Origin of the sequence: Nocardioides insulae DSM 17944 (assembly GCF_000422825.1) — a bacterium.
GTDB lineage: Bacteria > Actinomycetota > Actinomycetes > Propionibacteriales > Nocardioidaceae > Nocardioides > Nocardioides insulae.
Genome location: NZ_AUGU01000015.1, coordinates 169,819 through 196,683 on the forward strand (window position 1 = coordinate 169,819; position 26,865 = coordinate 196,683).

General features: G+C 70.5%; 20 protein-coding genes. 14 read left to right on the forward strand and 6 right to left on the reverse strand.

Features of this window, described 5'->3' with window-relative positions; translation table 11 throughout:
• The first annotated feature begins 121 nt into the window (after positions 1-121).
• Positions 122-1,642 carry an LCP family protein gene (locus G515_RS0107530; protein WP_245565285.1) on the forward strand — a complete coding sequence of 507 codons (1,521 nt, stop codon included), beginning with the start codon at positions 122-124 and terminating at the stop codon, positions 1,640-1,642.
• A gap of 127 nt (positions 1,643-1,769) precedes the next feature.
• Here the strand turns inward: G515_RS0107530 and G515_RS0107535 are convergent, their stop codons facing one another.
• Positions 1,770-2,741 carry an Lrp/AsnC family transcriptional regulator gene (locus tag G515_RS0107535; protein ID WP_028659665.1) on the reverse strand — a complete coding sequence of 324 codons (972 nt, stop codon included), beginning with the start codon at positions 2,739-2,741 and terminating at the stop codon, positions 1,770-1,772.
• A 126-nt stretch (positions 2,742-2,867) separates the two neighbouring features.
• Here G515_RS0107535 and G515_RS0107540 point away from each other — a divergent pair, with 126 nt between their 5' ends.
• From G515_RS0107540 to G515_RS22580, 9 genes are all read left to right on the forward strand, one after another.
• Positions 2,868-4,091 (forward strand): metal-dependent hydrolase family protein, encoded by a 1,224-nt coding sequence (locus G515_RS0107540; protein WP_028659666.1) that lies wholly within the window; start codon positions 2,868-2,870, stop codon positions 4,089-4,091.
• Positions 4,088-5,506 (forward strand): sodium:solute symporter family protein, encoded by a 1,419-nt coding sequence (locus G515_RS0107545; RefSeq protein ID WP_036554758.1) that lies wholly within the window; start codon positions 4,088-4,090, stop codon positions 5,504-5,506. The genes G515_RS0107540 and G515_RS0107545 overlap by 4 nt, the downstream gene beginning before the upstream one ends.
• 194 nt (positions 5,507-5,700) lie before the next feature.
• Entirely contained in the window at positions 5,701-6,672 is a 972-nt protein-coding gene (locus G515_RS0107550; RefSeq protein WP_028659668.1) for a glycosyltransferase, read from the forward strand.
• Positions 6,669-7,583: a glycosyltransferase family 2 protein gene (locus G515_RS0107555; protein ID WP_028659669.1), complete on the forward strand. Its 915-nt coding sequence runs from the start codon at positions 6,669-6,671 to the stop codon at positions 7,581-7,583. The genes G515_RS0107550 and G515_RS0107555 overlap by 4 nt, the downstream gene beginning before the upstream one ends.
• Before the next feature lie 6 nt (positions 7,584-7,589).
• On the forward strand, positions 7,590-8,792 hold the full coding sequence (gene glf / locus G515_RS0107560; protein WP_028659670.1) for a UDP-galactopyranose mutase: 1,203 nt from the start codon (positions 7,590-7,592) through the stop codon (positions 8,790-8,792).
• Entirely contained in the window at positions 8,789-10,846 is a 2,058-nt protein-coding gene (locus G515_RS20075) for a glycosyltransferase (protein ID WP_245565286.1), read from the forward strand. Before glf ends, G515_RS20075 begins: the two co-directional genes overlap by 4 nt.
• Positions 10,843-11,742 carry an ABC transporter permease gene (locus G515_RS0107570; protein WP_028659671.1) on the forward strand — a complete coding sequence of 300 codons (900 nt, stop codon included), beginning with the start codon at positions 10,843-10,845 and terminating at the stop codon, positions 11,740-11,742. Before G515_RS20075 ends, G515_RS0107570 begins: the two co-directional genes overlap by 4 nt.
• Entirely contained in the window at positions 11,742-12,533 is a 792-nt protein-coding gene (locus G515_RS0107575) for an ABC transporter ATP-binding protein (protein WP_036554763.1), read from the forward strand. Before G515_RS0107570 ends, G515_RS0107575 begins: the two co-directional genes overlap by 1 nt.
• Before the next feature lie 260 nt (positions 12,534-12,793).
• Positions 12,794-15,694: an FG-GAP-like repeat-containing protein gene (locus G515_RS22580; RefSeq protein WP_051217992.1), complete on the forward strand. Its 2,901-nt coding sequence runs from the start codon at positions 12,794-12,796 to the stop codon at positions 15,692-15,694.
• A gap of 27 nt (positions 15,695-15,721) precedes the next feature.
• Here the strand turns inward: G515_RS22580 and G515_RS20085 are convergent, their stop codons facing one another.
• Positions 15,722-16,474: a TIGR03089 family protein gene (locus G515_RS20085; RefSeq protein ID WP_036554765.1), complete on the reverse strand. Its 753-nt coding sequence runs from the start codon at positions 16,472-16,474 to the stop codon at positions 15,722-15,724.
• 69 nt (positions 16,475-16,543) lie between these two features.
• Between G515_RS20085 and G515_RS0107590 the strand changes: the two genes are divergently transcribed.
• Positions 16,544-17,671 (forward strand): mannose-1-phosphate guanylyltransferase, encoded by a 1,128-nt coding sequence (locus G515_RS0107590; protein ID WP_028659673.1) that lies wholly within the window; start codon positions 16,544-16,546, stop codon positions 17,669-17,671.
• A gap of 164 nt (positions 17,672-17,835) precedes the next feature.
• Here the strand turns inward: G515_RS0107590 and G515_RS22585 are convergent, their stop codons facing one another.
• From G515_RS22585 to cofD, 4 genes are all read right to left on the reverse strand, one after another.
• Positions 17,836-18,417 (reverse strand): hypothetical protein, encoded by a 582-nt coding sequence (locus G515_RS22585; protein WP_028659674.1) that lies wholly within the window; start codon positions 18,415-18,417, stop codon positions 17,836-17,838.
• Between the two features lie 42 nt (positions 18,418-18,459).
• Positions 18,460-19,242, reverse strand: coding sequence for a DUF3105 domain-containing protein (locus G515_RS0107600; RefSeq protein WP_028659675.1), 783 nt, complete (start codon positions 19,240-19,242; stop codon positions 18,460-18,462).
• A gap of 66 nt (positions 19,243-19,308) precedes the next feature.
• Positions 19,309-20,340: a coenzyme F420-0:L-glutamate ligase gene (gene cofE / locus G515_RS0107605; protein WP_051217993.1), complete on the reverse strand. Its 1,032-nt coding sequence runs from the start codon at positions 20,338-20,340 to the stop codon at positions 19,309-19,311.
• The gene (gene cofD / locus G515_RS0107610) at positions 20,340-21,350 is read right to left on the reverse strand and encodes a 2-phospho-L-lactate transferase (protein WP_028659677.1); all 1,011 of its coding nucleotides are present in this window, start codon (positions 21,348-21,350) and stop codon (positions 20,340-20,342) included. Before cofD ends, cofE begins: the two co-directional genes overlap by 1 nt.
• A gap of 256 nt (positions 21,351-21,606) precedes the next feature.
• On the opposite strand from cofD, the gene G515_RS0107615 reads away from it, so the two are divergent.
• The 3 genes from G515_RS0107615 to G515_RS0107625 all read left to right on the forward strand — a co-directional run bounded on the left by G515_RS0107615 (position 21,607) and on the right by G515_RS0107625 (position 26,786).
• A complete protein-coding gene (locus G515_RS0107615) occupies positions 21,607-21,867 on the forward strand; it encodes a WhiB family transcriptional regulator (RefSeq protein ID WP_028659678.1) in 261 nt (86 codons plus the stop codon).
• A gap of 117 nt (positions 21,868-21,984) precedes the next feature.
• On the forward strand, positions 21,985-24,903 hold the full coding sequence (locus tag G515_RS0107620) for a glycosyltransferase family 2 protein (protein WP_028659679.1): 2,919 nt from the start codon (positions 21,985-21,987) through the stop codon (positions 24,901-24,903).
• Entirely contained in the window at positions 24,900-26,786 is a 1,887-nt protein-coding gene (locus G515_RS0107625; protein WP_028659680.1) for a DUF5719 family protein, read from the forward strand. The genes G515_RS0107620 and G515_RS0107625 overlap by 4 nt, the downstream gene beginning before the upstream one ends.
• The last annotated feature ends 79 nt before the right edge of the window (positions 26,787-26,865 follow it).

A 26,865-nucleotide genomic window follows, 5' to 3' on the forward strand; every position in this document is an offset into this window, starting at 1 on the left:
GTCGGCCGTTCGCGGTGGGCCTCCTCACGCTCCGGCGGCGGGGCTGCGGCGAGTCGCTCCCTCCTGGGACGGGTGTGACTGGTGATACTTCAGGGGCAGTCCTGATCTTCCCCTCAGGAGAGTGACCTTCCCCATGGCGACCCTGGCTCCGCCTCCTGCCCGATCCCGCACCAACGACCAACCGTCCCCCACAGAGGAGCGTGCCGCTCGGGTCCGTTACCGGCGGGCGATCGCGCTCCTCGTGATGAGTCTGCTGGTGCCCGGCTCAGCCCAGTTGATCGCCGGCAACCGCCGGGTCGGCCGGATCGCGCTGTGGACGTGGGTCGGCCTGATCGCAGCCATGGTGTTCTCGGTGCTGCTCGGGCTGGTGTGGCACGGGTTCGCCTTCTGGCTGGCGACCACTCCGTGGGTGCTGCTGATCATCCGGCTCGGGCTGATCGCCGCGGCGATCGCGTGGGTTGGGCTGATCGTCGACGCCTGGCGGCTCGGCCAGCCGCTCACCCTGCGGCTCAACCACCGTCGCGTCGTCGTGGCGCTCAACGGCGTCCTGGCGTTCAGCGTCGCCGGAGTCCTGCTCTTCGGATCCCACCTCGTGGATGCGCAGCGACAGTTGGTACAGGACCTGTTCGGGGGTAGCCAGGTGGTCGGGGCGCACGACGGCCGGTTCAACATCCTGCTGCTGGGCGGGGACGCCGGCGCCGGGCGCACAGGTCTCCGGCCCGACTCCATGACGGTCGCCTCGATCGACGCGGACTCGGGCAGGACCGTGCTCATCGGGCTGCCCCGCAACATGGCGAACTTCCCCTTCGAGAAGGGCTCGGTCATGGCCGAGGAGTTCCCGGACGGCTTCGATTGCGACGGCTGCTACCTCAACGCCGTCTCCACCTGGGCCGAGGACCACAGCGACCTCTTCCCGAAGTCGGAGCACCCCGGCATCGACGCCACCATCAGCGGCGTCGAGGGCGTGACCGGGCTGAAGATGAACTACTGGGCGATGGTCGATCTGCAGGGCTTCAAGGACCTGGTCGATGCCGTCGGGGGGGTCACGCTCAACGTACGGCAATCGATCCCGATCGGGCTGCCCACCGACGATTTCTACGACCACATCGAGCCCGGCGTGAGGCAGCTGAACGGGTTCGAGACGCTCTGGTTCGCCCGGGCGCGGCACGACTCGAACGACTACTCGCGGATGGCGCGGCAGAAGTGCGTGATGACCGCGATGCTCCAGCAGATCAGTCCCCAGACCGCCATCAAGAACTTCTCCGCGATCGCCCAGGCCAGCGGGTCGATGGTCTCCACCAACGTCCCGGCCAGCGAGGTCAGCAAGTTCATCCCGCTGGCGCTGAAGGCGAAGGACCAGAAGATCTCCTCGGTCTCCCTGGTGCCGCCCCTCATCAACACCGCCGACCCCGACATGTCCGTGGTCCACAACACCGTGACCGAGGCGATCGACAAGGCCGAGGGTCGGGTCGAGGAGAACGACGGCGCCGAGGCGGACAAGGGCGGCGGCGAGGCAGCGTCCGCTGAGGCCAGGAAGAAGCAGGCGGCCAAGCAGAGCAATGAGCTGTCCGGTGGGTCTCTCGGGTCGATCCAGGACGGGTACGTCGCCAACGACACCGACGACGTCGCCGCGGTGTGCTGAGTTGAGCGGCGCGCGGCGTTCCACCGCGACCGCGCCCCATCTCCGCGCGCCGGCGGCCGAGCCGCGGACTCAGGTGTCGTCGTGGCCCGGATCGAGCGAGCCGGCAGCGAAGTGAAGGGCGCTCCTGTCAGCTCTGGGGGCGCGGGCTCCAATACCTGGTCAACACGTCGAGCACGATCGCGACGTCGAAGGTCTGGATCCCGGGGTAGTCGGCGATGTCGTCGCTGAGGAAGTCGGCGAGCCCTTGCTCGTGCTGGAAGAGGCCCTGGTGGATGATGGTCGACGTCCCGGCGACCGTGGAGACATAGCGCGCCGAGGGGTGACCTGCCAGGGCTTGGGCGACCTGCTTGGTCGATTTGGCCGAGGTGGTGATGGAGATGACCGCTTCGAGGGGGAACCCGAGCAGGCGCGGCTCGATCTCGACCCGGGGTTGGACCAGTCCACGGTCGAGGAGGGCCTGGGTGAGTCGGTAGGCGGTGGACGGGCTCCGGCCGAGGTCGCGGGCCACCTCGGCGGCGGTGGCTCGCGCATCCCGGCGCAGTACCTCCGCGATCCGCTGTTCGTCCTCGGTCAGTGACTCGGGTGCATCCGGGATCGGCCCATGCCGATGGGCGACCAAGCTGGCTTCCTGATCGTCGCTGAGCCGAGACACCCGCCAGGACGATCCTGAGGCGTAGCGGTGCAGGCCGACCTCGGAATGTGTCTGCACGATGCCCGGGATCGCGGGTAGGCGACTGGTGAGCAGGTCGGCCATGCCCTCACGGGTGTCGGGCTGGAGGATGCAGTACACGTCGGCTCGACCGGTGGTCGTCGCAACGAACTGGGTCTCGTCCAGGCCGGCGACCGCCGCGGCGACGTCGTTCACCTTTCCGGGCTTGGTCGAGATCCACACGTGGCTCGGGGTGACCCGTCCACTCCACCACGGCACCTGGCCGACGAACTTCAAATCGTGGTCTCGACGCACACGCGTGAGCCTTCGGCCGATCGTCCCCGTGGTCACGCCCAACGTCGCGGCGAGCGTCTGCAAACTCGCTCGGGGAGCGATCTGCAGTGCGGCGATCAGATCGAGCTCGCCGTCGTCGAGTGTGTCCGCATCCATGGTCCACTTCTATCCCATGCCAGATCTTGGATGAAAGTTGCTGTTTCGGATCGGTTGTTGACAGATCTGATTGATAGAGGGCAGCCTCTCTGACCGATAGGCGCTATTTGAAGTTGGGAGAATGGCATGAGCGGTTCGCTGTTGGTTCAAGGTTCCGAGGTACTGGACGTTGCCTCGGGTGAGTATCGAGAGGCCGACGTACTGTGCGTCGACGGACGCGTGGCCGAGGTCGGGAAGGGCCTCTCGGCACCGGAGGATGTCCGTGTCGTGGACGCTCGTGGTCGCCGGGTCCTTCCCGGGCTGATCGACTGTCACGTCCACGTGCTTGCCTTCAGCGGCAATCTCGGCGAGGTGCTGAGTGCTCCCCCCACCTACGTGGCCGCCGGAGCGGTCCGGAACATGGGGGCCATGCTCGACCGTGGATTCACCACCGTTCGGGACACCGGCGGCGCCGACTACGGTCTGGCCCGTGCCTGGGCGCACGGCATGTTCCGCGGTCCGCGCCTCATCTACGGCGGCAAGGCAATGAGCCAGACCGGTGGGCATGGTGACAAGCGGGAGATCGAGCAGAACTTCGTCGACGACCATCCCTGCTGCTCCGGCACCGGCCGAGTGGTCGACGGCGTCGACGCGGTCCGCAAGGCGGTCCGAGAGGAGATGCGTCGCGGAGCCCATCACCTCAAGCTGCATGCCTCCGGCGGAATCTCCTCGCTCGGGGACGAGATCTCCTCGACGCAGTACTCGATGGGCGAGATGCGGGCAGCGGTGGAGGAGGCCGAAGCTGCCGGCCGCTACGTGACCGTCCACGCCTACCCGCCCCGCGCCATCGCCCGCGCCGTCGAAGCCGGGGTGCGGTGCGTGGAGCACGGCAACCTGCTCGACGACGAGACGGTGGCCCTGATGCGTGATCGAGGCACCTTCCTGGTCCCGACGTTGGTCACCTACTCTGCCCTGATGGAGGAAGGGCGCCGGCACGGCCTTCCCCAGGCGAGCTGGGAGAAGATCAGCGAGGTGCTCGACTCCGCCCTCGCCGCGCTCGAGCTCGCGGACCGGGCCGGGCTGAAGATCGCCTACGGTTCGGACCTGCTGGGTGGGATGCAGCGCCGCCAGAACGAGGAGTTCCGGATTCGCGGAGAGGTTCAGAAGCCGATCGACGTCGTCCGCGCGGCGACGCTCAACGCCGCCGAGCTGATCCAGCTCGAAGGTGAGGTCGGGACGCTCGACCCGGGCGCGTGGGGGGACATGATCGTGGTCGACGGTGACCCGCTCGAGGACATCGGGGTGCTGGCCGAACCCAGCAAATTCGCCGCAGTGATCCAGCGTGGGTCCGTGGTCAGAGGTGCGCTATGAGGGACACCGTCATCCTGGCGTCAGTGTGTGCCTACGTCGCGCTGATGGTCGTGATCGGGGTCTGGGCGTCCAAGAAGGTCAAGAACAATCACGACTTCATGCTCGCCGGTCAGCGACTGGGCCGGATGATCCTGATCGGAACCCTGCTGGCGACCTGGACCGGGGCCGGCACGATCATGGGGCGCGCCTCGTTCTCCTACACCTACGGGCCGCTCGCCAGCATCTTCTACAGCATCGGAGCCCCGCTGGGCATCCTGGTGCTCTATCTGTTCCTCGCCAAACGGATCCGTCAGTTCGGCAAGTACACCGTGCCGGAGATCATGGAGAGCCGCTACGGCAAGTCGGTACGTCTGGTCACCGCGATCGCGATCCTCATCGCGTACACGGCGATCATGTCCGAGCAGGTGACCGGGCTCGGCTACATCCTGCACATGACCACCGGATTCCCCGAGGCCGTCGCCAAGATGATCGGCCTGGTCGTGATCATCTTCCTGGCCTTCGCGGGCGGACTCATCTCGGTCGCCTACACCGACGCGGTCAGCGCCCTGCTCATCACGCTCGGTCTGATCGGTGCCGTCATCTTCGTCCTGGTCACGGTCGGCGGGTTCTCCGGGATGGTCGAGCAGTTGCCCGCGGACCACCTCACCTTGACCGGCGGGTTGTCGCCGATCCAGATGATCGGGTTCGTGCTCCCCACCCTCCTGCTCATCCTCGGCGATCAGAACATGTACCAACGGTTCGCCGCCGCCCGGACTCCCGAGGTCGCGCGCCGCTCGACGCTGGGGTTCCTCATCGGTGATGTCGTGTTCTACGCGGCGGTCATCATCCTGGCCTCCTCCGCGGCCATCCTGCTTCCCGGGATCCAGCCCGACACCTCGATCCTGCGTCTCGCCACCGACACCCTCCCGCTCGGGCTCGGGGCGATCATGCTGATGGCGGCGACCGCGTTCATCATCACCACCGGCAACTCCTACCTGCTGTCCTCAGCCGGCAACCTGGTCCACGACATCTACCGCTCGTTCTCGAAGCGCGCGCACGACTCCAAGCGCGAACTCTTTCTCACCCGCGTCGCCGTGGTCGTTCTCGGAATCAGCGCGTTCACGATCGGTGAAGCCTTCCCCGGCGTACTCGAGATCCAGGTCTTCTCCTACACGATGTACGGCGCGACCATCACGCCGTCGCTGATGGCCGCGTTCTTCTGGAAGCGCGCGACCGCCGCCGGATGCATCGCCTCGATGATCGCCGGCATCGTCTCGACCCTGGTGTGGGAGTTCGTGCTCGACAAGCCGAACGAGTGGAACAGCGTGATCGTCGCCCTGCCACTCTCCCTGCTCGCGCTGGTCGTGGTGAGCCTGTCGACAAGGCCCCGTCAGCCGGAGGAGATCCGGGCGTCCCTCGAGGCCGGGCGCGTGTGAGATCCCCTCGGACCGATCGTCTCGACCGCTGCGGCGGGTCCGCCCCAGCGGTCGAGCGAATCCGAGCAGCATGGTGTGCCGAGGAAGCCGCCGCGTGGTGCGCTCGCTCGGGGCCGAGCGACGCGAGCGTGTCGCCGGGGTGCGCGGGCCGAGCGGTTGGGGTCCTGGCCCGGATCGAGGCTTAGGGTTGCCGGGTGCCTGACCGTCCACGCCGCCGGATCACCGCCGTGGTGGTCACCTTCAACCGCCTCGACCTGCTCCGCCGGCTCCTCGAACGGCTCGACGGCGTACCGGAGGTCGACGAGGTGCTCGTCATCGACAACGCCTCCACCGACGGGACGGGCGAGTGGCTGGCCGGGCTCGACGGCTCCGGGCAGGGCGGGTACGGCGACGAACACCGCAGCGTGCCCGTCCTGACCCGCACCCTCACGACCAACACCGGCGGCGCAGGCGGGTTCGCGACAGGCCTCGCCTGGGCGAGGGAGCGGGACGCCGACCTGATCTGGCTGATGGACGACGACGGGGTGCCCGAGCCGGACTGCCTCACCCGACTGCTCGCGCATGCCGCTGAGGGCACCGCCGAGGGGCTCGACTTCTGGGGGCCGGTGGTGCTCGACGAGGACCGGCCCGACCGGCTGGTCTTCCCGATCCGGCTCCCCGGCGGTACCCGCGTGGTGCACGACCTGGACGACGTGGAGGCAGCCGCCCGGGGCGGCACCGTGGACGGGATCGTGATCCCGTTCAACGGAGTGCTGATCACCCGCGAACTGGTCGACCGGATCGGGGTGCCGCGCGCCGAGTTCTTCATCTGGGGCGACGACCACGAGTACCGCCTGCGCGCCGAGCAGGCCGGCGCCCGCATCGCCACCGTCCCCGACGCGCACTTCCTGCACCCGTCGGTGGGCAGCCTGGGCACTCCGATGATGTTCGGCAGCACCACCTACAACCACAGTCCGAGCGACCTCAAGCACTACTGCATGGCCCGCAACAACACGGTCAACCTGCGCGAGTATCGCGGCTGGCCGCACGTCGCGATGTTCGTGGTCAAGACGGTGTGGTTCTACCTCTTCACCCGCCCCGCGCCGGCCCGGATCGGGCTCAGCGCCCGCGGGATCGTGGCCGGGCTTCGCGGCGACTTCACCGGGCATGAGAGGTTCCTGCGGTGAGCGAACCCGTCCGTCCGGAGACCGTCGCCGTCGTCGTGGTGACCTACAACCGTGCCGACCTGCTCGCCGGCATGCTCGCCGGCCTGGCAGCGCTGGAGCGCCCGGCCGACGCGGTGATCGTGGTGGACAACGCCTCCACCGACCACACCGCGCAGGTCCTCGAGACCAGCGAACTGCCCGGACTCCGGGTGATCACCAGTCCGGACAACCTCGGCGGCGCAGGCGGCTTCCACCTGGGCATGCGGGCGGCCCACGAGGGGGGCTTCGACCGGATCTGGCTGATGGACGACGACGTCGTACCCCGCCCGGACTGCCTCACCGTGCTGCTCGCCCAGGACGAGCCGTGCCTGATGGTGGTGCGCGAGGACCCCCACGGCCGGGTGGTGGAGAAGTCGGCGACCCGGTTCGACCTGCGCAACCCGCTCGCCGTACGACCCAAGCGCGGGATGGTGGAGACGTCCTATCCCACCCGGTCGGAGATGCCGCCGCGGGTCGCGGTCGAGAACGTCGCGTTCGAGGGCTTCATGGTCCGGCGCGAGGTGGTCGACCGGATCGGCCTGCCCGACCCGAGCTTCTTCATCTTCTACGACGACGTCGACTACGCCCTGCGCGCCCGGCGGGCCGGTTACACCATCTGGGCGGTGCGGGACGCCGTCCTGGTCAGGCAGCTCGACTTCGACCAGCAGCACGACCTGAGCGGCTGGAAGGGGTTCTACATGTACCGCAACCTGTTCGCCGTCCACCTGCGCTACGGCGAGAACCCGCTGGTCCGGCTCAAGCCGTGGGCGATCGCGCTCGCGGTCAGTGTGTTGAGCCTGCTGCGCGGCCGAACGGGTGAGGCACGCAACGTCGTCTCCGCACTGCGCTCGGCGCGCTCGATGCGGGACGTTCCCGGTCGATCCGTAGACTGACCGATCGTGTCGACCCCTGCTGTGTCCCCTGACCTTCCCGACCTCGTCATCGTCGGATCCGGATTCTTCGGACTGACCGTGGCCGAGCGTTGTGCCGCCGAGCTCGACCTCAAGGTGCTGATCCTCGAGCGTCGCTCCCACCTGGGCGGCAACGCCTACAGCGAACGGGAGCCCGAGACCGGGATCGAGGTGCACAAGTACGGGGCGCACCTGTTCCACACCTCGAACGAGAAGGTGTGGGAGTACGTCAACCGGTTCACCGACTTCACCAACTACTCCCACCGGGTCTTCACCCGCTACCAGGACCAGATCTACTCGATGCCGGTCAACCTGGCCACCATCTGCTCCTACGTGGGCAAGGCGATGACGCCCGACGAGGCCCGCGCCTGGGTGGCCCAGCAGGCCAGCGAGATCGACACGGCCGAGGCGACCAACCTGGAGGAGAAGGGCATCTCCCTGGTGGGGCGGCCGCTGTTCGACGCCTTCTTCCGCGGCTACACCGCCAAGCAGTGGCAGACCGATGTCAAGGAGCTGAGCCCCGACATCATCAGCCGCCTCCCGGTGCGCTACAACTTCGACAACCGGTACTTCAACGACAAGTACGAGGGCCTGCCGGTCGACGGGTACACCGCCTGGCTGGAGCGGATGGCCGAGCACCCCAACATCGAGGTGCGCCTGGAGGCCGACTTCTTCGAGGACGACTGGCAGGCGACGTACAAGGGGAAGGTGCCGATCGTCTACACCGGCCCGGTCGACGAGTACTTCGACAACTCCGAGGGCCGCCTCTCCTGGCGGACCGTCGACCTCGAGGCCGAGGTCAAGCAGGTCGACGACTTCCAGGGCTGCGCGGTGATGAACTACGCCGACGAGGACGTCTCCTGGACCCGGATCCACGAGTTCAAGCACTTCCACCCCGAGCGGACCTACCTGCCGGGCAAGACCGTGATCGTGCACGAGTACAGCCGATTCGCCGAGGACGACGACGAGCCGTACTACCCGATCAACACCGCCGAGGACCGCGAGAAGCTGCGCAAGTACCGCGACCTGGCCAAGCAGGAGCCGATGGTGCTCTTCGGTGGCCGACTCGGCACCTACAAGTACCTCGACATGCACATGGCCATCGCCTCCGCGCTGTCGATGTTCGAGAACAAGCTGCGGCCGCACTTCGCCGAGGGTGCGCCGCTGAAGAGTGGAGGTGTCGACGAGTGACCACCCAGACGACGGCTGCGACGTACGCCGCCGAGGACGCGCCGACCGTGACCCGGCTGCTCCAGCGCCAGATCATGCCGGCCGAGCGCGACACCGACGTGATCCGCCTCTACGTCGACCCGGACCCCGCCGCCCTCGACGCGGACAAGTTCGACATCGGCAGCTCGAGGGCCGCCCAAGAGGCCAACGCGATCGCCAGCCGGATCCAGAACGCCGCCAAGGTGAACGCCAAGATCCACCCCGATCAGATCGAGTCCCGGACCGCGTTCCGCGTGACCGAGGGCGAGAGCGTGTCCTTCGGCAGCTACTTCAACGCCTTCCCGGCCTCCTACTGGCGTCGGCACACCATCGTCGAGCAGGTCCGGCTGACCGTCCGTGTGCAGGGTGAGGGTGCGTCGGTGATCGTCTACCGGTCACTCTCCAACGGCCGCTCGCAGCGGGTGGACTTCGCCACCGTCGAGGCGGGCTCGGGGGAGTACTCCTTCGACCTGCCGCTCAAGCCCTTCGTCGACGGCGGCTGGTACTGGTACGACGTCATCGCCGGCGACCAGGACGCCGTGGTCACCGGTGCCGAGTGGACCGCCGAGGTCCCGGCCGACCGTGCCGAGCACGGCACCGTCACCATCGGCATCACCACGATGAACCGGCAGGACTTCTGCGCCAAGCTGCTCGGTCAGCTGGGCGACTCCGAGCAGCTCGACGAGTTCCTCGACGAGGTGCTCGTCCTGGAGCAGGGCAAGGAGAAGGTCGTCGACTCCGAGTTCTTCCCCGCGGCCCAGGCCGCCCTGGGGGAGAAGCTGCGGGTCGTCGAGCAGGGCAACATCGGCGGCTCGGGCGGGTTCGCCCGGGCGCAGTACGAGGGGCTCAAGGCGGGCCGCTCGACGTACGTCATGATGCTCGACGACGACGTGGAGTGCGAGACCGAGGGCATCGTCCGAGCGATCACCTTCGGTGACCTGTGCCGCACCACGACCATCGTCGGCGGCCACATGTTCAGCATCTACCAGAAGACCCAGCTGCACAGCTTCGGCGAGCGGGTGGCCGAGTACCCCTTCTGGTGGGGGTCCGCGCCCGGCGTGTTCCCGGCCTGGGATCTCGGTGAGCGCAACATCCGCTCGACCCGGTGGCTGCACGCCCGGATCGATGTGGACTACAACGGCTGGTTCATGTGCCTGATCCCCGCCGAGGTCCTGCGCGAGATCGGCCTGTCCCTGCCGCTGTTCATCAAGTGGGACGACTCCGAGTACGGCCTGCGGGCCAAGGCCGCCGGCTTCCCGACCGTCTCGTTCCCGGGCGCCGCGGTCTGGCACGTGCCGTGGACCGACAAGAACGACGCACTCGACTGGCAGTCCTACTTCCACGTGCGTAACCGCTTCATCGCCGCCCTGCTCCACTCGAAGTACCCGCGGGGCGGGCGGATGGTCCAGGAGAGCTTCAACCACCAGATCAAGCACCTGGTGACGATGCAGTACTCCACCGTCGCGCTGCGCCACAAGGCACTCCAAGACGTCCTGGCCGGTCCCGAGCGGCTGCACGACCTGCTGCCCACCACGCTGCCGGTGCTCAAGGAGATGACCAAGGGATACGACGACGCCACCTACATCACCGATGCCTCCCAGCTTCCCGAGGTGCGCCGCCACAAGCTGCCGCGCAAGGGTCGCGAGCCCTCGCCGGTGATCTCCGGACGGGCTGCGACGGTCCAGGCGCTGCTCCAGCCGTTGCGTCAGCTGCGCAAGCCGCGCGAGGCGTCGGAGACCTTCCCGGAGGCCGAGATCATGGCCCAGGACGCGAAGTGGCACAAGGTCGCGCGCTACGACTCCGCCCTGGTCTCGTTGCCCGACGGCAGCGCGCAGGCCTTCTACCGTCGCGACCGTGCGACCTTCACCAGCTTCATGAAGCAGACCGTCGCGATCCACAAGGAGCTGGCCCTCCACTGGGACGACCTGGCCGAGCGCTACCGCGCCGCGCTGCAGACGATCACCTCCCCGGAGGCGTGGGAGGAGACCTTCCGGCCGTGGCTCGAGGAGCCCGGTGAGGATGAGTCACGACGATGAGTGAGGCTGCACCCGCACCACAGGTCCGGGTCGTCGACGCGCCGCTGGCGGCCCCGTCGGCGACCCAGGGCCTGCTGGAGGTCTTCCGTCGCCGCTACCTGCTCCGGTTGCTGGTTCGGCGGGAGATCCAGGCCCGCTACCAGGGCTCCGTGCTCGGCCTGTTCTGGTCCTACCTCAACCCGCTGTCCCAGTTCTTCTTGTACTGGTTCATCTTCGGGCAGGTGATGCTGCGCGGGCAGAACGTCGAGACCTTCGCGATCCACGTCTTCTCCGGCTTCATCATCGTGCACTTCTTCACCGAGACCTTCTCCTCGGGCACCAGGTCGATCGTGCGCAACAAGTCGCTGGTGCAGAAGATGGCGGTGCCACGGGAGATGTTCCCGGTCTCGGCGATGCTGGTCTCGCTCTACCACGTGGTGCCGCCGATGATCATCCTGCTGATCGCCTCGGTGGCCTACGGTTGGCTGCCGGACGCCGGCGGGATGCTCGCGGTCGTACTGGCACTGACGCTGATCATGCTGCTCGGCACCGCGCTGGCGCTGTTCTTCAGCACCGCGAACGTGTTCTTCCGAGACTTCGGCAGCGCGGTCAACCTGATGCTGCACTTCGTCCGCTTCGGCGTGCCGATGGTCTACCCGCTGACCATGATCTTCGCGCGGCTCAACGACTTCTGGACCGAGGTCTATCTGGCCAACCCGCTCACCATCGCGGTGTGTCTGTTCCAGCGTGCCTTCTGGGTCGGCTCGACCAACGACCCGGCCGCGACCGATGCCATGAACATGCCGAGCCACCTCTTCGAGCGGAGCCTGATCATGATCGCGGTCGCCGCTGTCCTGCTGCTCATCGCCCAGCGGGTGTTCACCAGGCTCGAGAACAAGATTCCGGAGCGACTCTGATGGCCGTATCGATCCAGGTCGAGAATGCGGTCAAGGAGTTCACCCTCCGCTATCACCGCAATCTCAAGGACCTGACCGTGGCCAAGATCCGCGGCCAGCAGACCACCGACAGCTTCCGTGCGGTCGATGACGTCAGCTTCACCCTGGAGCAGGGAGACACGTTGGGGCTGATGGGCCTCAACGGGTCCGGCAAGTCCACCCTGCTCAAACTGGTCAACGGCACCATGCGGCCCGACTCGGGCAGCGTTAAGACCCGGGGTCGGATCGCCGGTCTGATCGCGACGGGGGCGGGGTTCCACCCCCAGCTCACCGGCCGCGAGAACATCTACCTCAACGCGGCGATCCTCGGGCTCAGCGAGCGGGAGACCAACCGCCACTTCGACGAGATCGTCGAGTTCGCCGACATCGGCAAGTTCCTCGAGACCCCGGTGGGGCACTACTCCTCGGGCATGTACGCCCGGCTGGGGTTCTCCGTGGCCGTGCATGTCGACTGCGACATCTTCTTGGCCGACGAGGTGCTCGCGGTCGGTGACAAGCCGTTCAAGCGCAAGTGCATGCAGAAGATGCAGGAGATCCGGGAGAGCGGGCGCACGATCGTCTACGTCAGCCACGCTGCCGGGTCGGTGCGCAAGATGTGCAACCGGGTCATCGTGCTGGAGAAGGGCGTCAAGGCCTTCGACGGCGACGTCGACGAGGGCATCCGCTTTCTCAAGTACGGCAACGATGAGGACCAGCCCGACGAGGTCGACAACCTCGACGCCGACGACGACAACCTCGGCGCCGACATCTGATCCGACCCGATCCCCGGCCGACCCTCTCGGCGCTGCATCCGTTCGCTCCGGTCGCTGGTCTCGGCCGACCCCGCGGTACGTATCCACCCGGCCACTCGGACGTCGACCTAGCCCGTCGCGCACGAAAAATGTGCGACGCCTCGGCGTGTCGAATGGAAATTACAGGATTGTAGTTACTCACGCGCTCTGGCGTGCCGCCTGTGACTCGTGTGAAAGTTGCTGCCGCGTGTGACCTTCCCCCACACCTGGAGTGACTACGTATGCGTGCCAGCAAGACCCGATTCGTCGCCGGATGCCAGCAGTTGCTGGTGCTCGGTACGGTCTGTGCCGTCCTCGTACCCGCCGCGTCGGTCGTGAGCCTCGACGTCGTCGGGACCGCTCCGGACCACGACCGGTCCGAGGCCACCACCGTCGCGGCCGAGACGGCCGCTGTCCCCGACGGTCCGGTGGATGCCGACCTGCGTGAGATCGCCCTGACCGGGACCCGTGCCGTCCAGCGTCCTACCGGACGATCGCTGCCGCCGGTCACCGCGCCCCGCGTGGTCGCAGGTCACGCCACCGAGTCCCCGGGGAGGGAAGTCGGCGTCTCGGTCGTGACCAGCGCTCCCCAACAGGTCAGCGGGTACGGCGCGGTCGGGCTCACCTGGGCCGCGGGCCAGGAGCTGGTCTCGGTGGGGGAGGAGACCTTCGAGGTCAGGACCCTCACCGACGGCGCCTGGAGCGAATGGCACCATCTCGACTACGACCCGGATCATGCCGAGACCGCGGATGCCGCCGAGAGCCGGCAGGCCCGCCCGGGCACCGATCTGCTCTTCGTGGGCGAGGTGGACCAGGCCCAGGTGCGGGTCGAGCTGCCCACCGCGGAACTGCCCAGCGACCTGCGGCTCGCCGTGGTCGACCCCGGCGAGGCCGGTGGCACCAGCACCCAGCCCCCGGCCGTCGCCACCACCCCCGACGGCGCTGAAGAGGTCCCGCCGACGGGGAAGGAGTCGGAAGCACTGGCGGAGGACGGACTCGAGTTGCAGGCGGCGGGACGCGCCGCGCAGCCGCGGATCTTCACCCGCGCCCAGTGGGGGGCCAACGAGTCGCTGCGCGACGGCAGCCCGAGGTACGGCGTCATCCGGGCCGGCATCGTGCACCACACCGTGAACGCCAACGACTACACCCAGGCCCAGGTGCCCGGCATCATCCGGAGCATCTACGCCTACCACACCCGCTCCCGTGGCTGGTCCGACATCGGCTACAACTTCCTGGTCGACAGGTGGGGCCGGATCTGGGAGGGGCGGGCCGGCGGCATCACCCGCCCGGTGATCGGCGCGCACGCGTCGGAGTACAACGACGTCGCCTTCGGCGTCTCGGTGATCGGCAACTACGAGATCGCGCGGCCAGGTACCGCGGTGCTCGCCGCGTTCGGGCGGATCATGGCCTGGAAGCTGGGTCTGCACGGGATCGATCCCCAGCAGCGGGTCACCCTGCACGGTCGGTCCTTCCCGGCGATCATCGGACACCGCGACACCAAGTCGACAGCTTGCCCGGGCCGTTACCTCTACGCCCAACTGCCGGCGATCCGGCGGCGCGCCAAGGCGGCCCAGGGCGGGGGCACACCCACGACCCCGCCGACCCAGCCGACCGTGCCGGGTCTCGGCTCCGGGGCCAGGAACAGCAATCTGGCCGGGTCGGCGTACCCGGATCTGATCGCCCGAGCACGCGGCACCGGTCAGGGGTACGTCATCCCGACCGGCGGCACCGTCCGGTTCGCCAAGAGCCGTTCGGCCGGTCGCACCGTCGGGCGCACCCTGGCGACCCCCGACCTCACCGGCGACGGCCGAGGCGACCTCTACGTCATCGGTGGCGCCGGGCGCGGCCAGGTCCGGGCGGGCAATGGCGCGGGCGGATTCGGTGGCTACTCCGGCCGGACACCGCGCCGGATCTTCGCCGGCCGCGACCTGCTGGTCGCCGTCGGCGATATCAGCGGGGACGGCCGCAACGACCTGATCGGCCGGCATCCCCGGAGCGGCCGGCTCACGGCGTACGTCAACACCGGCACCGGCCGCCTGCGCGGCGTGTGGCTGCGCGGTGGGGGATGGAACCGGTACGACCTGCTGGTGGGCGCCGGCGACCTGACCGGGGACCGCCGCGCGGACCTGCTCGCTCGCGACAAGAGCGGCCGGCTGTGGCTGAGGCCCGGGACGGGCCGGCTCCGGCCCGCCTTCGGCGCCCCCCGTCGGGTGGCCGGCAACTGGCGCGGGTACGACGCGATCGTGGGGATGGGCGACTACACCGGCGACGGGCACGGCGACCTGCTGGCGCGGTCGAGCCGCACCGGGCAGAGCCGGCTGTTCTTCGGCCGGGGCAACGGCACCTTCGGGGTGTCCCTCGGGCCGCTGCCCGCACTCCGGCGGGCCGGCCGGATCCTGGGAGCCGCGCAGCTCTCCGGTGACGGCAAGCCCGACGTGCTGAGCAGTTCGGGGGCGAGCCTGCGCATCACCGCCACAGCCCCCACCTTCAGCCTGGGTCGACCCCTCGCCACCGGTGTGAACCTGCGGGGCTACACCCGGGTGTTCAACGCCGGGGACTGGGACCGGGACGGCAAGGGCGACCTGATCGGGATCACCCGGACCGGGGCGGTCAACCTGTTCACCGGTCGCGGGACGGGCAGGTTCTCCGCGCCTCGCCGGATCGGTGCCGGCTTCGCCCGGGCCACGCTGGTGACCCCCGCCGGCGACATGACCGGTGACGGCTGGCCCGACCTGCTGGCCCAGGGAGCCGACCGCAAGCTGCGCGTGTACGCCGGCCGCGGGCCCGGCGCGCTGCGGGTGGCACGCGTGCTGGGCAGCAACCTCCCCGGTCAGGTCAACCTGGCGGTCGGTCGGTGGAACGCCGATTCGGCCCCCGACATCCTCCTCCGGGTGGGCAACCGACTGCGCGCCTACTACGGCACCGCGTCGGGGCGACTCTCCGCGCCCCGGTCGATCGGCCCCGACCTGGCCGGCTTCGACCAGACGGTGGCGGTGAGCTCGGTGGGGCTCAAGGGGCACAGCGACGTGATCGCGCGTCGTACCGACGGCTCGCTGTACGTGCTCCTGGGCAACCGTCGGGGCGGACTGGGCAAGCCGCGGCCGCTCGGTCAGGGGATGGGCGGGTTCGACCTGCTCGGCTGAGGCCCGGACCGTGGTCCGGCCGGAGGATCAGCGCGGACCACGGACGGTGGCCCGCTCCGCTGCCGCGATGGCCTCCAGCCGGTCGGGGTCGGCGTGGACCACGAGCACCACCGAGCCCCCGTCGCGGAGCGGCTCGGTGAAGGAGGCGAGACCTGGTGGGGAAGCCGGGTTCGCCTCGGACAGGAGGCGGTCGCCGCCGGGTCGAGGGGACTCTCCGGCGGCGGCCGCGCTCCACAGGTCGCCCTGGGTGCGGTGCAGCGACTCGGCAGCGGCGGTGAGGGCCAGGGCCGGATCCTCGGGCCGGGCGGGGTCCCAGGGGATGAACGAGTCGGGCTGGGACCACACCTCGATGCCGACGTCGTGGACGCCGGACGGGAGCGGGTCGGTGAACCGGACCCCCAGCGGCAGCAGCGAGCAGGCGAGCACCGGCAGCTCGGCGGCGTACGGCGCCCACTCGGCGACCGAGTCCGGTCCGCACACGACGGCGTCGGGGCGCTCCGGGCCGGCCGGACCGCCGTCGGAGACCACCAGACCGACCTGCCAGGCGGCGCCGAGGAACACCGTGGTGAGCCAGTGCGTGGGCAGGTCGATGCGGATCGACATGCCGCGCTCGAGATCGTGCTCCTCGACCAGCAGGGAGGCGGACTTCGCGACCCAGTTGGCGTAGGTGGCGACGGAGAGCTCCACGCGCTCGCCGGTGGACTCGTCGTAGAAGGTGACGAGCGGGCGGCCGGGTTCGTGGCGGAGCTGACGCTCGAGGACGGTGCTGAAGGTGGTCACCGGGTCACTCTCCCATCCGGCCCGGTGCCTCCGGCGGGGCGGCCGTGGACGTGCCCCTAGGGTGGGCGCATGAGCGGGACGCCACGGGAGGTTGGAGCGGCCGGGAGTAGGGCGCTGGCGCACGTGTGGGCGGTGATCCCGGCCGGTGGGGCCGGCACCCGGCTGTGGCCGCTCTCGCGCTCGGCGATGCCGAAGTTCCTCCGTGACCTCACCGGGAGCGGCCGCACCCTGCTTCAGGAGACCCATGACCGGCTCGCGCCGCTGGTGGGGGAGCGGTTCGTGGTGGTGACCGGCGCGGCCCATGCCGAGGCCGTGCGGGGGCAGTTGCCCGAGCTGGCCGCCGACGCCGTGGTCGCCGAGCCGTCCCCCCGTGACTCGATGGCCGCCATCGGGCTCGCGGCCGCGCTGCTCGAGCGGCGGGACCCGGAGGCGGTGATGGGCTCCTTCGCCGCCGACCACGTGATCACCCACCAGGACCGGTTCGCCGACGCGGTGCGCACCGCCGTGGCGGTGGCTCGCGAGGACTGGCTGGTCACGATCGGGATCGAGCCGACCTTCCCCTCCGCGGCGTTCGGCTACATCCACGAGGCGGGGCCGCTGGCCGGGGTGGAGGGCGCCGGAGTGGTCGACCAGTTCGTCGAGAAGCCCTCTGTCGAGACCGCCACCGAGTACCTCGCCCGCGGCGGCTATCGGTGGAACGCCGGCATGTTCGTCGTCCGTCCTCGCGTCCTGCTGGACCTGCTGGCGAGCTGGCACCCCGAGTTCGCGGCCCGGCTGCGCGAGATCGCGGCCGACCCGGCCCGGCTGCCCGAGCTGTGGCCGGAGCTTCCCGCGATCGCGCTCGACCACGCCGTCGCCGAACCCGCCGCCGCGGCGGGCCGGGTGGCCACCGTGCCGGCCCAGTTCGGCTGGGAGGACATCGGCGACTTCGATGCGCTCGCCGCGCTTCTGGACCAGGCGCGGGCGGCGGGCTCGGAGGGACCGATCGTGCTCGGCGACGACGACCTGGTCAGTGCATTGGACAGCACCGGACTGGTGGTGCCGCACAGCGGACGCACCGTGGCCGTGGTCGGACTCCACGACGTCGTCGTCGTCGACACCCCCGACGCCGTCCTGGTCACCACCCGTGCCCGGGCCCAGCAGGTCAAGCAGGTCGTGGCCGGCCTCAAGCAGGCCCGGCGCGAGCATCTGACCTGACCCGCCTCGGGCGGCGCCTGGAGGGCGACCTCGCACCGACCGAACCCCGCACGGCCGGGACACTCCGGCCGCGGCGGATCCTGCCGTACGGCCGCACCATGACCGTCCACGGCAGCAGCCGACGGGCCGAGCCGGCCACGGGTGCGTAGTAGGAAGCCGGGCGCTCAGGCCTGCGGGACGGTGGTGAACCAGCGGTAGGGGAGCTCCTGGTCGGCGGCATGCAACTCCTCGAGGTGGAGGGCCCGGGCCGCAGCGGTGGTGGTGACCTCCTCCGGGAGCGCACGGAGCAGGGCCTCGGGGCCCGGCCAGTCGGCCAGCCAGCCGAGCAGTTCGCGGAGCACGGGGGTGGCCCCCGGGCGGGCGCTGTTGTCGTCGATCAGCCAGAAGGTCAGGAAGGCGCCGGCGTCCTCGGCGCGCTCGACAGTGGCGCCGGCCCGGTCGAGGTGGGCCGCGAGCGGCCGTAGGTAGACCGACCCGATCTGGCGGTCCGCCTCGGCGGCCAGGGCGGCATAGGCGAACGCCTCACCCGCCGCGTGCTCGCGCTCGTGCGCCGCGATCATCTCGAGATCCTGCTCGCGGGTGAGATCGGGCGGCCACTCGCCGTGCGCGTGGGCGGCGATCGCGCGCGGACTCGACCGGTAGGCGGCCAGGTCGAGGTCGACCAGATCCGCGGTCAGCGGGACGAGCCGAACCCACTCACCGGCATGGGTCGGTGGTACGGGCCAGGGCGTGCGCGTGGTCGCCATGAACCGAGTATGCCCACAGCGGCGGCCTCGAGGGAGGCCGAATCACATCGCGTTGGGCTCCGGGGAGTCGGTGTAGGGGTACTTCATCATCATGTCGGCGATCGCCTCACCGGAGACGTCGGAGCACTCCTGGAAGACACCGACCTGCTTGGTCGGGTCCTCGATGCCCGGGCCCCCGGTGCCGCCGATGGACCAGTGGGTGAGAACGATGTCGGCGTCCTCGGGAAACTTCTCACCGGTCTCGTCGGCCTCGGTCCAGGGCGCGACGATGATCTTGTTGCGGAAGTTCTCGGTGCCGGGGAACTTGCGGGTGATCGCCTCGAGTTCGGCGAGCTTCTCGTCGTCGGCGGCGAGGTCCTCGTCGTACCAGACGATGTTGTAGCCGTGCTCGAGATTGTGCACCAGCGCCTCGAGCTCCGGGCGCTCACCGGGGGCGTAGTACTTGTTGCCCATCGGAGCGGGCGCGACCCCGGCGACGTTCCAGTGCGGTCCGTAGGCGGGCGGCGCGGTGGAGTAGTCGACCGACTGGCCCTGCGGCACGTGCTGCTGGTTGCCGTCGGCGGCGTGGGTGGTGATGTCCTTGCAGACCTCAGCGGCCGGCTGCCCGATCTCATCGATCGCCTTCTGGTCCCACTGCCGCTTCTCGAACCACTTCGGACTGCCGGGCAGGCCACCGTCGATCCACGCGTAGCCCACCAGGAGCAGCGCGACCAGGCTGCACACGGCGACGATCGTGTAGCCGCGCCGGCGCTCGGCGCTCTTCTGCTTCTTGCGGATGTCGTCGATGACCGCCTGGCGGTCGGACTTGGTGGACTTCTTGGCCACGGCTCGGCTTACCTCGTGCTGGTGGGGGAGTCGCTGGGGTAGCGGGTGTCGCAGGTCGCGCAGAGTCTACGGAGTCGCTGGTCGCAGCGACGAAGCGGTGTGCCCCTCGGCCTCGACCACCCAGCCGTGGGCGAAGGCGACGGCCCGCACCCGTGCATCGTTCGCGGACAGTTCCACCACGAGTACGTCGTCCCCTCGGGTCCCCGGAGCAGCCCCGTGCCGGTCCGCCGCCACGCCGGTCACCCGGAGCAGCGCGTCGGCGAGGTCGGCAGCCGGCGCCGGGGCGCCGAACGGCGCCAGGTCTCCGGGATCACCGGTGAGCGCCCGGACGACCGCCTCGCGGGCGCCGTACCCGAAGAAGTCGCCGCCCTCGGGACGGATCAGGCTGGCCGCGCCGGGACCGTCCCCGGCGCCGGACCCCAGGACCAGGTCGGCCCGACCGCGGACCAGGGTGAAGGGGCGTCCGCCCAGCTTCCCGCTGGCCAGTTCGGCGGCGCCGGCGAGCTCGTCGGCGACGGCGGGTGCGGTGACCGCGAGTTCGTTGCCGTGGGCGTCCACCCGGCCGGCGTACTCCTCGCTCACCTGCAGGCCGGCGGCTCCGATGGCGAGGTCGGTCTGGCCCTCGCGCCAGGCCCGGCCCGCGGTGTCAGACACGATCACGCCCACCTGGCGACCGGTGCGGGCGCGGAGTTCTGCGCGCAGAGCCCGCGCCGAACCGTCCGGATCGAGGGGGAGGAGGACCACCGAGCCGGCCCGGACGTTGGAGGCGTCGATCCCCGCCGCGGCCATGGTGAGACCGAGCCGGTTGCGCACGATGCTCACCGGTCCCCGCCGGGCGACCACGCGGATGGTCTCGCCGGCCAGTTCGGCATCACGGGTCGTGGCGGGGCGCACCCTGCCCTCCGCCTTGGCCACCACCTTGCTCGTCACCACGACGATGTCCCCGTCGCGCACGCGCTCCCCGGTCCCGGCCAGCGCGTCGAGCAGCAGGCCGACCAGATCGTCCCCCTCGGTCACCTCGCCGACGCCGTCGGGGGCGAGCAGCGTGATCCGCCCGGGCCGGGTCTCAGCCTGCTCGGCACCGTCCGAGGAGGACATCAGGAGACCAGCGCGATCGCGGCGGCGGCGATCGCCGAGGTGGTCTCCTCATCGCGCATCCACAGCGGCACCGCCGCCGCCCGCAGCCCGGCACCCTCGAGCGCGGGCAGTGCCGCGGAGTCGCTCTCGTCGACCAGCCACCCGTCCACCACGCCCACGCCGGACCGGGCGCCGTAGTGGAGGCCGACCGCCTCCGCCGTACTCGCGACGCCGATCGAGGCCAGCATCTGCTCGGCCATGCCGCGGACGTGGTGGCCGCCGATGATCGGGGAGATCCCGACCACCGGCGCGGACGTCGACCGGATCGCCGCCCGCACGCCGGGCACGCTGAGGATGGTGCCGACCGAGACGACCGGGTTCGAGGGCGGCAGGATCACCAGATCCGCCTCGGTGATCGCCTCGATGACGCCGGGGGCGGGCTGGGCCTGCTCCATCCCGACCACGAGCACCATCTCCGCCGGGACGCCGGCCCGTAGCCGCACCCAGTACTCCTGGAAGTGCACGGTACGTCGACCGCTCGGCTCGTCGTCGTCGGCGATCACCACGTGGGTCTCGACCCGGTCGTCGCTCATCGGGATCAGGCGGACGCCGTCGCCGTGGGCGGGTCGGAGCCAGCGCCGGCACAGCGCCTCGGTGACCTGGGAGAGGGGATAGCCGGCCTCCAGCATCTGGGTGCGGACCAGGTGGGTGGCGATGTCGCGGTCGCCGAGCCCGAACCAGACGCCGGGGACCTGGTAGGTCTCCAGTTCCTCCTTGATGCTCCACGTCTCCTGGGTCCGTCCCCAGCCGCGCTCGTGATCGAGGCCGCCGCCGAGCGTGTACATCACGGTGTCGAGATCGGGGGAGATCTTCAGGCCGTGCATCCACAGGTCGTCTGCGGTGTTGGCGATCACGGTCACCTGGGCATCGGTGTCCACCCCCGGCACGGTGCCGCGACGGATGCCGTGGATGAGACCCGACAGGAAACGGGCGCCACCGTGCCCGCCGGAGAGGACCGTGATCTGCTTCATGCCCGCGATTGTCCACCAGGGCCGAGGACGCGCTCCGGCGGTCCCGGGGTCGGGCGTGTGCGGGTGGTGGTGGTCACCAGGGGCGCCGGCCGCCTGCTGAAACCGTCTTCCTAGCAGACACCGGGCTTGACTTGGCGCTACGACAGGCATGTAATTTCACCAGTGTTGTTTCGCCGGGGTCGGGGTGGGGCGGCGACGTGATCCTCGACCCGGGTGCTCGGGACAGCACCACATCACGGGTCGAAAGGCGAAAGATATGAGAGAGCTGTTTCTCCTCGAGCCGGACGCCGTAGAAGAAGACGGGGGATGGCAGGAACGCGCCTTGTGCGCACAGACGGATCCGGAGGCGTTCTTCCCTGAGAAGGGCGGCTCCACCAGGGAGGCCAAGAAGGTCTGCCAGACATGTGAGGTCCGGGCCGAGTGCCTGGAGTCCGCACTGATGAACGACGAGCGGTTCGGCATCTGGGGCGGTCTCTCCGAGAGGGAGCGCCGTAAGTTGAAGAAGCGCGCAGTCTGATCAGGTTCAGCAGCAGGACCCCGGTGAGAGCCGGGGTCTGCTGCATTTGAGACGCCGATCTCTCGTGCTCACCGGCGAGCGGGGGAATGTGGGAGCCGACCGTTAGGGTTTCAGATCGTGCATCCCTCGGTCGCTCTCCTCCTCGTCAGCCACGACGGGGCCCGCTGGCTGCCCACGGTGCTCGACGGCGTCGCCGCGCAGCGAGTCCAGCCCGCACGGGTAGTCGCCATCGACACCGGGAGCAAGGACGACGGACCAGACCTGCTCCGGGCCGCCTTCGGCGAGGTCCACCGGCTGAAGGCCGCCACCACGTTCCCCGAGGCGATCGCCTTCGGCCTGGATGAAGTACGCCGACGGGCCGCCGAGGAAGCAGATCAGGCCGACCTGGTCGACCAGGCCGGCCCCGAGTGGATCTGGATCCTGCACGACGACTCCACACCCGGCCCAGGCGCCCTCGAGGCCCTGCTCGCGGCGGCCGCCGAGCACCCCGAGGTCGACGTGCTCGGTCCGAAGCTGCGGGAGTGGCCCAGCCTGCGCCGGCTGCTCGAGGTGGGCGTCACCATCTCCGGCACCGGCCGCCGCGAGACCGGGCTGGAGCGGGCCGAGTACGACCAGGGGCAGCACGACGAGATCCGCACCGTGCTTGCGGTCAACACCGCCGGGATGCTGGTCCGGCGCCGGGTGCTCGAGGAGCTGGGCGGCTTCGACGAGCACCTGCCGATGTTCGGCAACGACATCGACTTCGGATGGCGGGCCGCGACCGCCGGGGCGCGCACCATCGTCGTGCCGGCCGCGGTCGTCTTCCACGCCGAGGCGGCGCATCGGGGCGTGCGGCGTACCCCCCTGACCGGCCGTCACACCCATTACCAGGAGCGCCGGGCCGCGCTCTACACGCTGCTGGTCAATTGCCGCCGGCGCAGCCTCCCGTTCCAGCTGGTCCGACTGTTGCTGGGCACCCTGATCCGGATGGTCGGGTTCCTGCTGGTCCGATCGGTCGGCGAGGCACTGGACGAGCTCGCGGCCCTGGCCTCGGTCTACTCCCGGCCGGGGGCGGTCCACGCCGGGCGCCGCGAACGGCACGGCCGGCAGAACACCCCGCCGGCGCAGGTTCGTCGGCTGCTGCCCCCGTGGTGGCTTCCGTACCGGCACGGGCTGGACTTCGTCGGCGACGTGGTCTCCGCCGCCACCGACCAGGCCGCCGACGTCGCGGAGCGTCGCCGAGCGGCCAAGGCCGAGCAGGATCCCGCGTCCTTCGCCGCCCGCCGTCCGGTGGTCGACCCGGACGACCCAGACGCCATTCCCGAAGACACCGGCCTTGCCGCCCGCTTCTTCACCAATCCGGTCGCGGTGCTCCTCGCCATCACCGTGGTGCTCGGCCTGATCGCCGCCCGGGACGCGTTCGGGCCGGTCTCCGGCGGCGGCCTCTCGCCGGCGCCCGAGGGGGTCGGCGAGTGGTGGTCGCTCCACTTCGACTCCTGGCACGTGCTCGGCCAGGGCACCCAGGTGCCCGCCCCGGCGTACCTCCTGCCGCTGGCGCTGCTGGCCACCGTGCTGGCCGGGAAGCCGGCGGTCGCGGTCTCGGTCGTGTTGGTGCTGGCCTTCCCGCTGGCGCTGTGGGGCGCGTGGCGTCTGCTCCGGGTGCTGGGCCGGTTGGTGTCGGTGCACGGCGCGCCGCGCAGCCTGATCCTGTGGGGCGCCACCGCGTACGCCCTGATCGCGGCCACCAGCGGCGCCTGGGGAGATGGCCGGCTCAGCACGGTCGTGACCGCCACCGCGCTGCCCTGGCTCGCCCATGCGGCGCTCGGCTTCGCCGACCCCGAGGCCGACCGGCGTTGGCGGGCCGGCTGGCGCACCGGGCTCTTGCTCGCCATGATCGTCGCCTTCACCCCGATGGCCTGGCTGGTCGCGGTGGTGCTCGGCGTGGTCGTGCTGGCGGTCGCGTTCGCACTGCTGCGGTCCGCGATGCGCGACCGATCCACCTGGGGCCCGCCGGCGGTGGCGTTGCTCGTGCCCGTGGTCGTGCTCCTGCCCTGGTGGCTGCCCGCCCTGGTCCACGGCGCGGGCGGCGCCCTGCTGCTCGACGGTGGCCGACTTCCGATGCCGGCCACCGACGGCACCGGCCTGCTCCTCGGCCGACTCGGCGAGGCCGGCGACTGGGCCGGCGCTCCGTGGTGGCTCGGGCTCGTGCTTCCGGTGCTCGCCCTGCTCGCCCTGATCCCGAGCCGCACCCGGATCCCGGTGCTCATCTGCTGGACCGCCGGTGTGGTCACCGCGGTCGTGGCCGCTGCCCTCTCCTTCGTCTCGCTCGACCTCGGCGCCGCCACCTCGCCGGCCGGGCTCGGCTTCGCGCTCGTCGTCCTGCAAGGTGCCGCGGTGCTCGCCGCCGTCCTCGGCGCGCAGGGTGTGCTGGCCGAGGGGCTCGGCGGCTGGCGGCGTCCCGTCGCCGGCGTCGTGGCGCTGATCGCCGTCCTCGCCCCGGTCGGTGGGCTGGCCTGGTGGGTGTCGACCGGCGCGGACGAGATGGCCGACGGCATCGACGACGGCCTGCCGGCGTACATGCTCACCGACGCACGCGACGCCCCGGAGAACGGCATCCTCGTGCTGCGCGGCACCACCGAGTCCGGGCTCGACTACACCGTGGTCCGAGGCGACGGTGTCACGCTCGGCGACGACGAGATCGAGGCCCTGACGCCGGAGGACGACGGGTTCACCGCCCTGGTGAGCGACTTCGTCTCGAGCGCGACCAGCGAGGAGACCGTGACCGACCTGGCCGCTGCCGGGATCCGGTACGTCGTCCTGCCGGCGCCGGCCGACGCGGGGGTCGCCAGCGCCGTCGACGCCACCGGGGGTCTCTCCCAAGCCAGCTCCGCCGACCGCGGGAGCCGCGCCTGGCAGCTGGACGAGACTGCCTCGGCCGACCAGTTGCGCGGCGATCAGGAATGGTGGCGCATCGTGTTGCTCGTCATCCAGGCGCTGGCCCTGATCGGCGTGGCCGTGCTCTGTCTTCCCACGATCGAGAGGAGGCGTTCGCGATGAGCCATCGCGGTGACTACCGGCCCGAGGACGAGCGGCCCTCGACCGACGAGGGATCCGAGCGCCCCTGGCGCAGCCACGCCGCTGTGCCGAAGGAGGAAACACGGGGCGAGGAGACCGCCCCGGCGCGACCCGATGCCCGGGTCGATCCCGACGAAACCCCCGCGAGCGGCACGCCCGAGACCGGCACGCCCGAGACCGGTACGCCCGAGGCCGCCGACCCGGGCACGCCCGAGACCGGCACGCCCGAGACCGCCGACCCGGAGACGTCCGAGACCGGCACGCCCGAGGCCACCCCGGAGACGGCCGGCCCGGAGACGGCCGGCCCGGAGACGGCCGAGACTGCCGCACCGGCCCGGCCCGGCGACAAAGCGGACGGACCCGCCGAGGCTGCCGTGCCCGCCGGGCCCGCCGAGCCTGTTGTACCCACCGAGCCCGGCGAGCCTGCCGGGCCCACGGCGTCGAGCGAACGCCGCGGCGACGCCGGCGGCCGCGGGGGATCCGGTGGACGAAGCGCTCCGCGGCGTGGCTTCGACGTGACCGTGTTCCTCGCCGTACTGCTCCCCGTCGTGCTCGGTGCGGTGCTTCTGCTGGTCTCGCCCGAGGCCAGCCAGCATGAAGCCCGACCGGCGCACGAGACCCCGCTCGCCCGGGCCGCGCTCGCCTGCCCGGGACAGTTGGGCGATGCCACCGACCTGTCGGTCGGCTCGGCGGGCGACCCCTCGGGCACCGCGACCATCACCGGCAAGAAACCGGCCGAGGTGCAGGTGCCCTCCGGCGGCGCCGCGTCCGCCGAGGCCTCGGCGACCCCTGACGGCCCCGCCGCCGTCACGGCCACCGGCGACCTGGCTGCAGACCTGGTCGCTACGCGCTCCTCCGAGGACCCGCTCGGCGTCGTCGACTGTGCCCCGGTGAGCTCGGCCCAGTGGTTCACCGGAGTGGGGGCAGGGCCGACGCACAGTTCGGTGGTGGAGCTGGTCAACCCCAACACCGGGCCGGCGATCGCCGAGTTCACCGTCTACGGGGAAGGCGGTCTCCTCGACGTCCCCGACGTTCGTGGCATCGCCGTGCCCGGCAACAGCACCGTCGAGCTCGACCTCGGCCGGGAGATGCCGCGCCGAGGCACCATGACCCTCCTGGCGGAGGTGGTCCGTGGCCAACTCGGGATCACGGTGCGCGACCGAACCGAGGAGATCGGCACCGGTGAGGTGGCCGAGGACTGGCTGCCGGCCCAGCCGGCACCCGCCACCGACAACCTGCTCCTCGGGCTACCGGATGGCGGTGGTGACCGGGGGCTGACCGTCACCAACCCCGGTCAGGACGAGGTCCGGGCCGAGATCAGGATCGTGACCGACGACTCGGTCTTCGCGCCCGAGGAGGCCCCCGAGATCACCGTTCCGCCCGAGTCGGTCGTGGATGTCGACCTCACCGCACTGCTCGACTCGGACGTCGCCGAGGGCGCGGTCGGGATACTGGTCGAGGGGTCCGATGAGATCACGACCAGCCTGCGCACCGAGGCCGGCGGCGACCTCGCCTTCACCGTGCCTGCCCGGGCGGTGGCGGAGACCACCACGCTGCTCCTTCCCGAGGGTGGCGACGCAGGCAAGGAACTGGTCCTCGGTGGCGCGGACGCCGTCGGCCTGGCCGTGGTGACCGCCCGCGACGCGGACGGCGAGGAGCTGGCCAGCGAGCGGGTCGAGCTCCAGCCCGATCTGGCCGCCACTCTCGACCTTCCGGACAGGACGGCGATGGTCGAGGTCGAGCCCCGCCGCACCACCCTGGCCGGAGCGGTGGTGCTCGACGGCGACACCGGTCGGTCGGTGGTCGGTCTTCGTCCGCTGGTCCGCACGGGCGCGAGCCCCGACGTTGCTCCGGGACTGCCCTGAGGATCTACTGATCGAGTCCGCCTGCCGCGCGCCGCGATGCGGCACGCCGCTGGCGCTCGCTCGACAGGCTCCAGCGTGC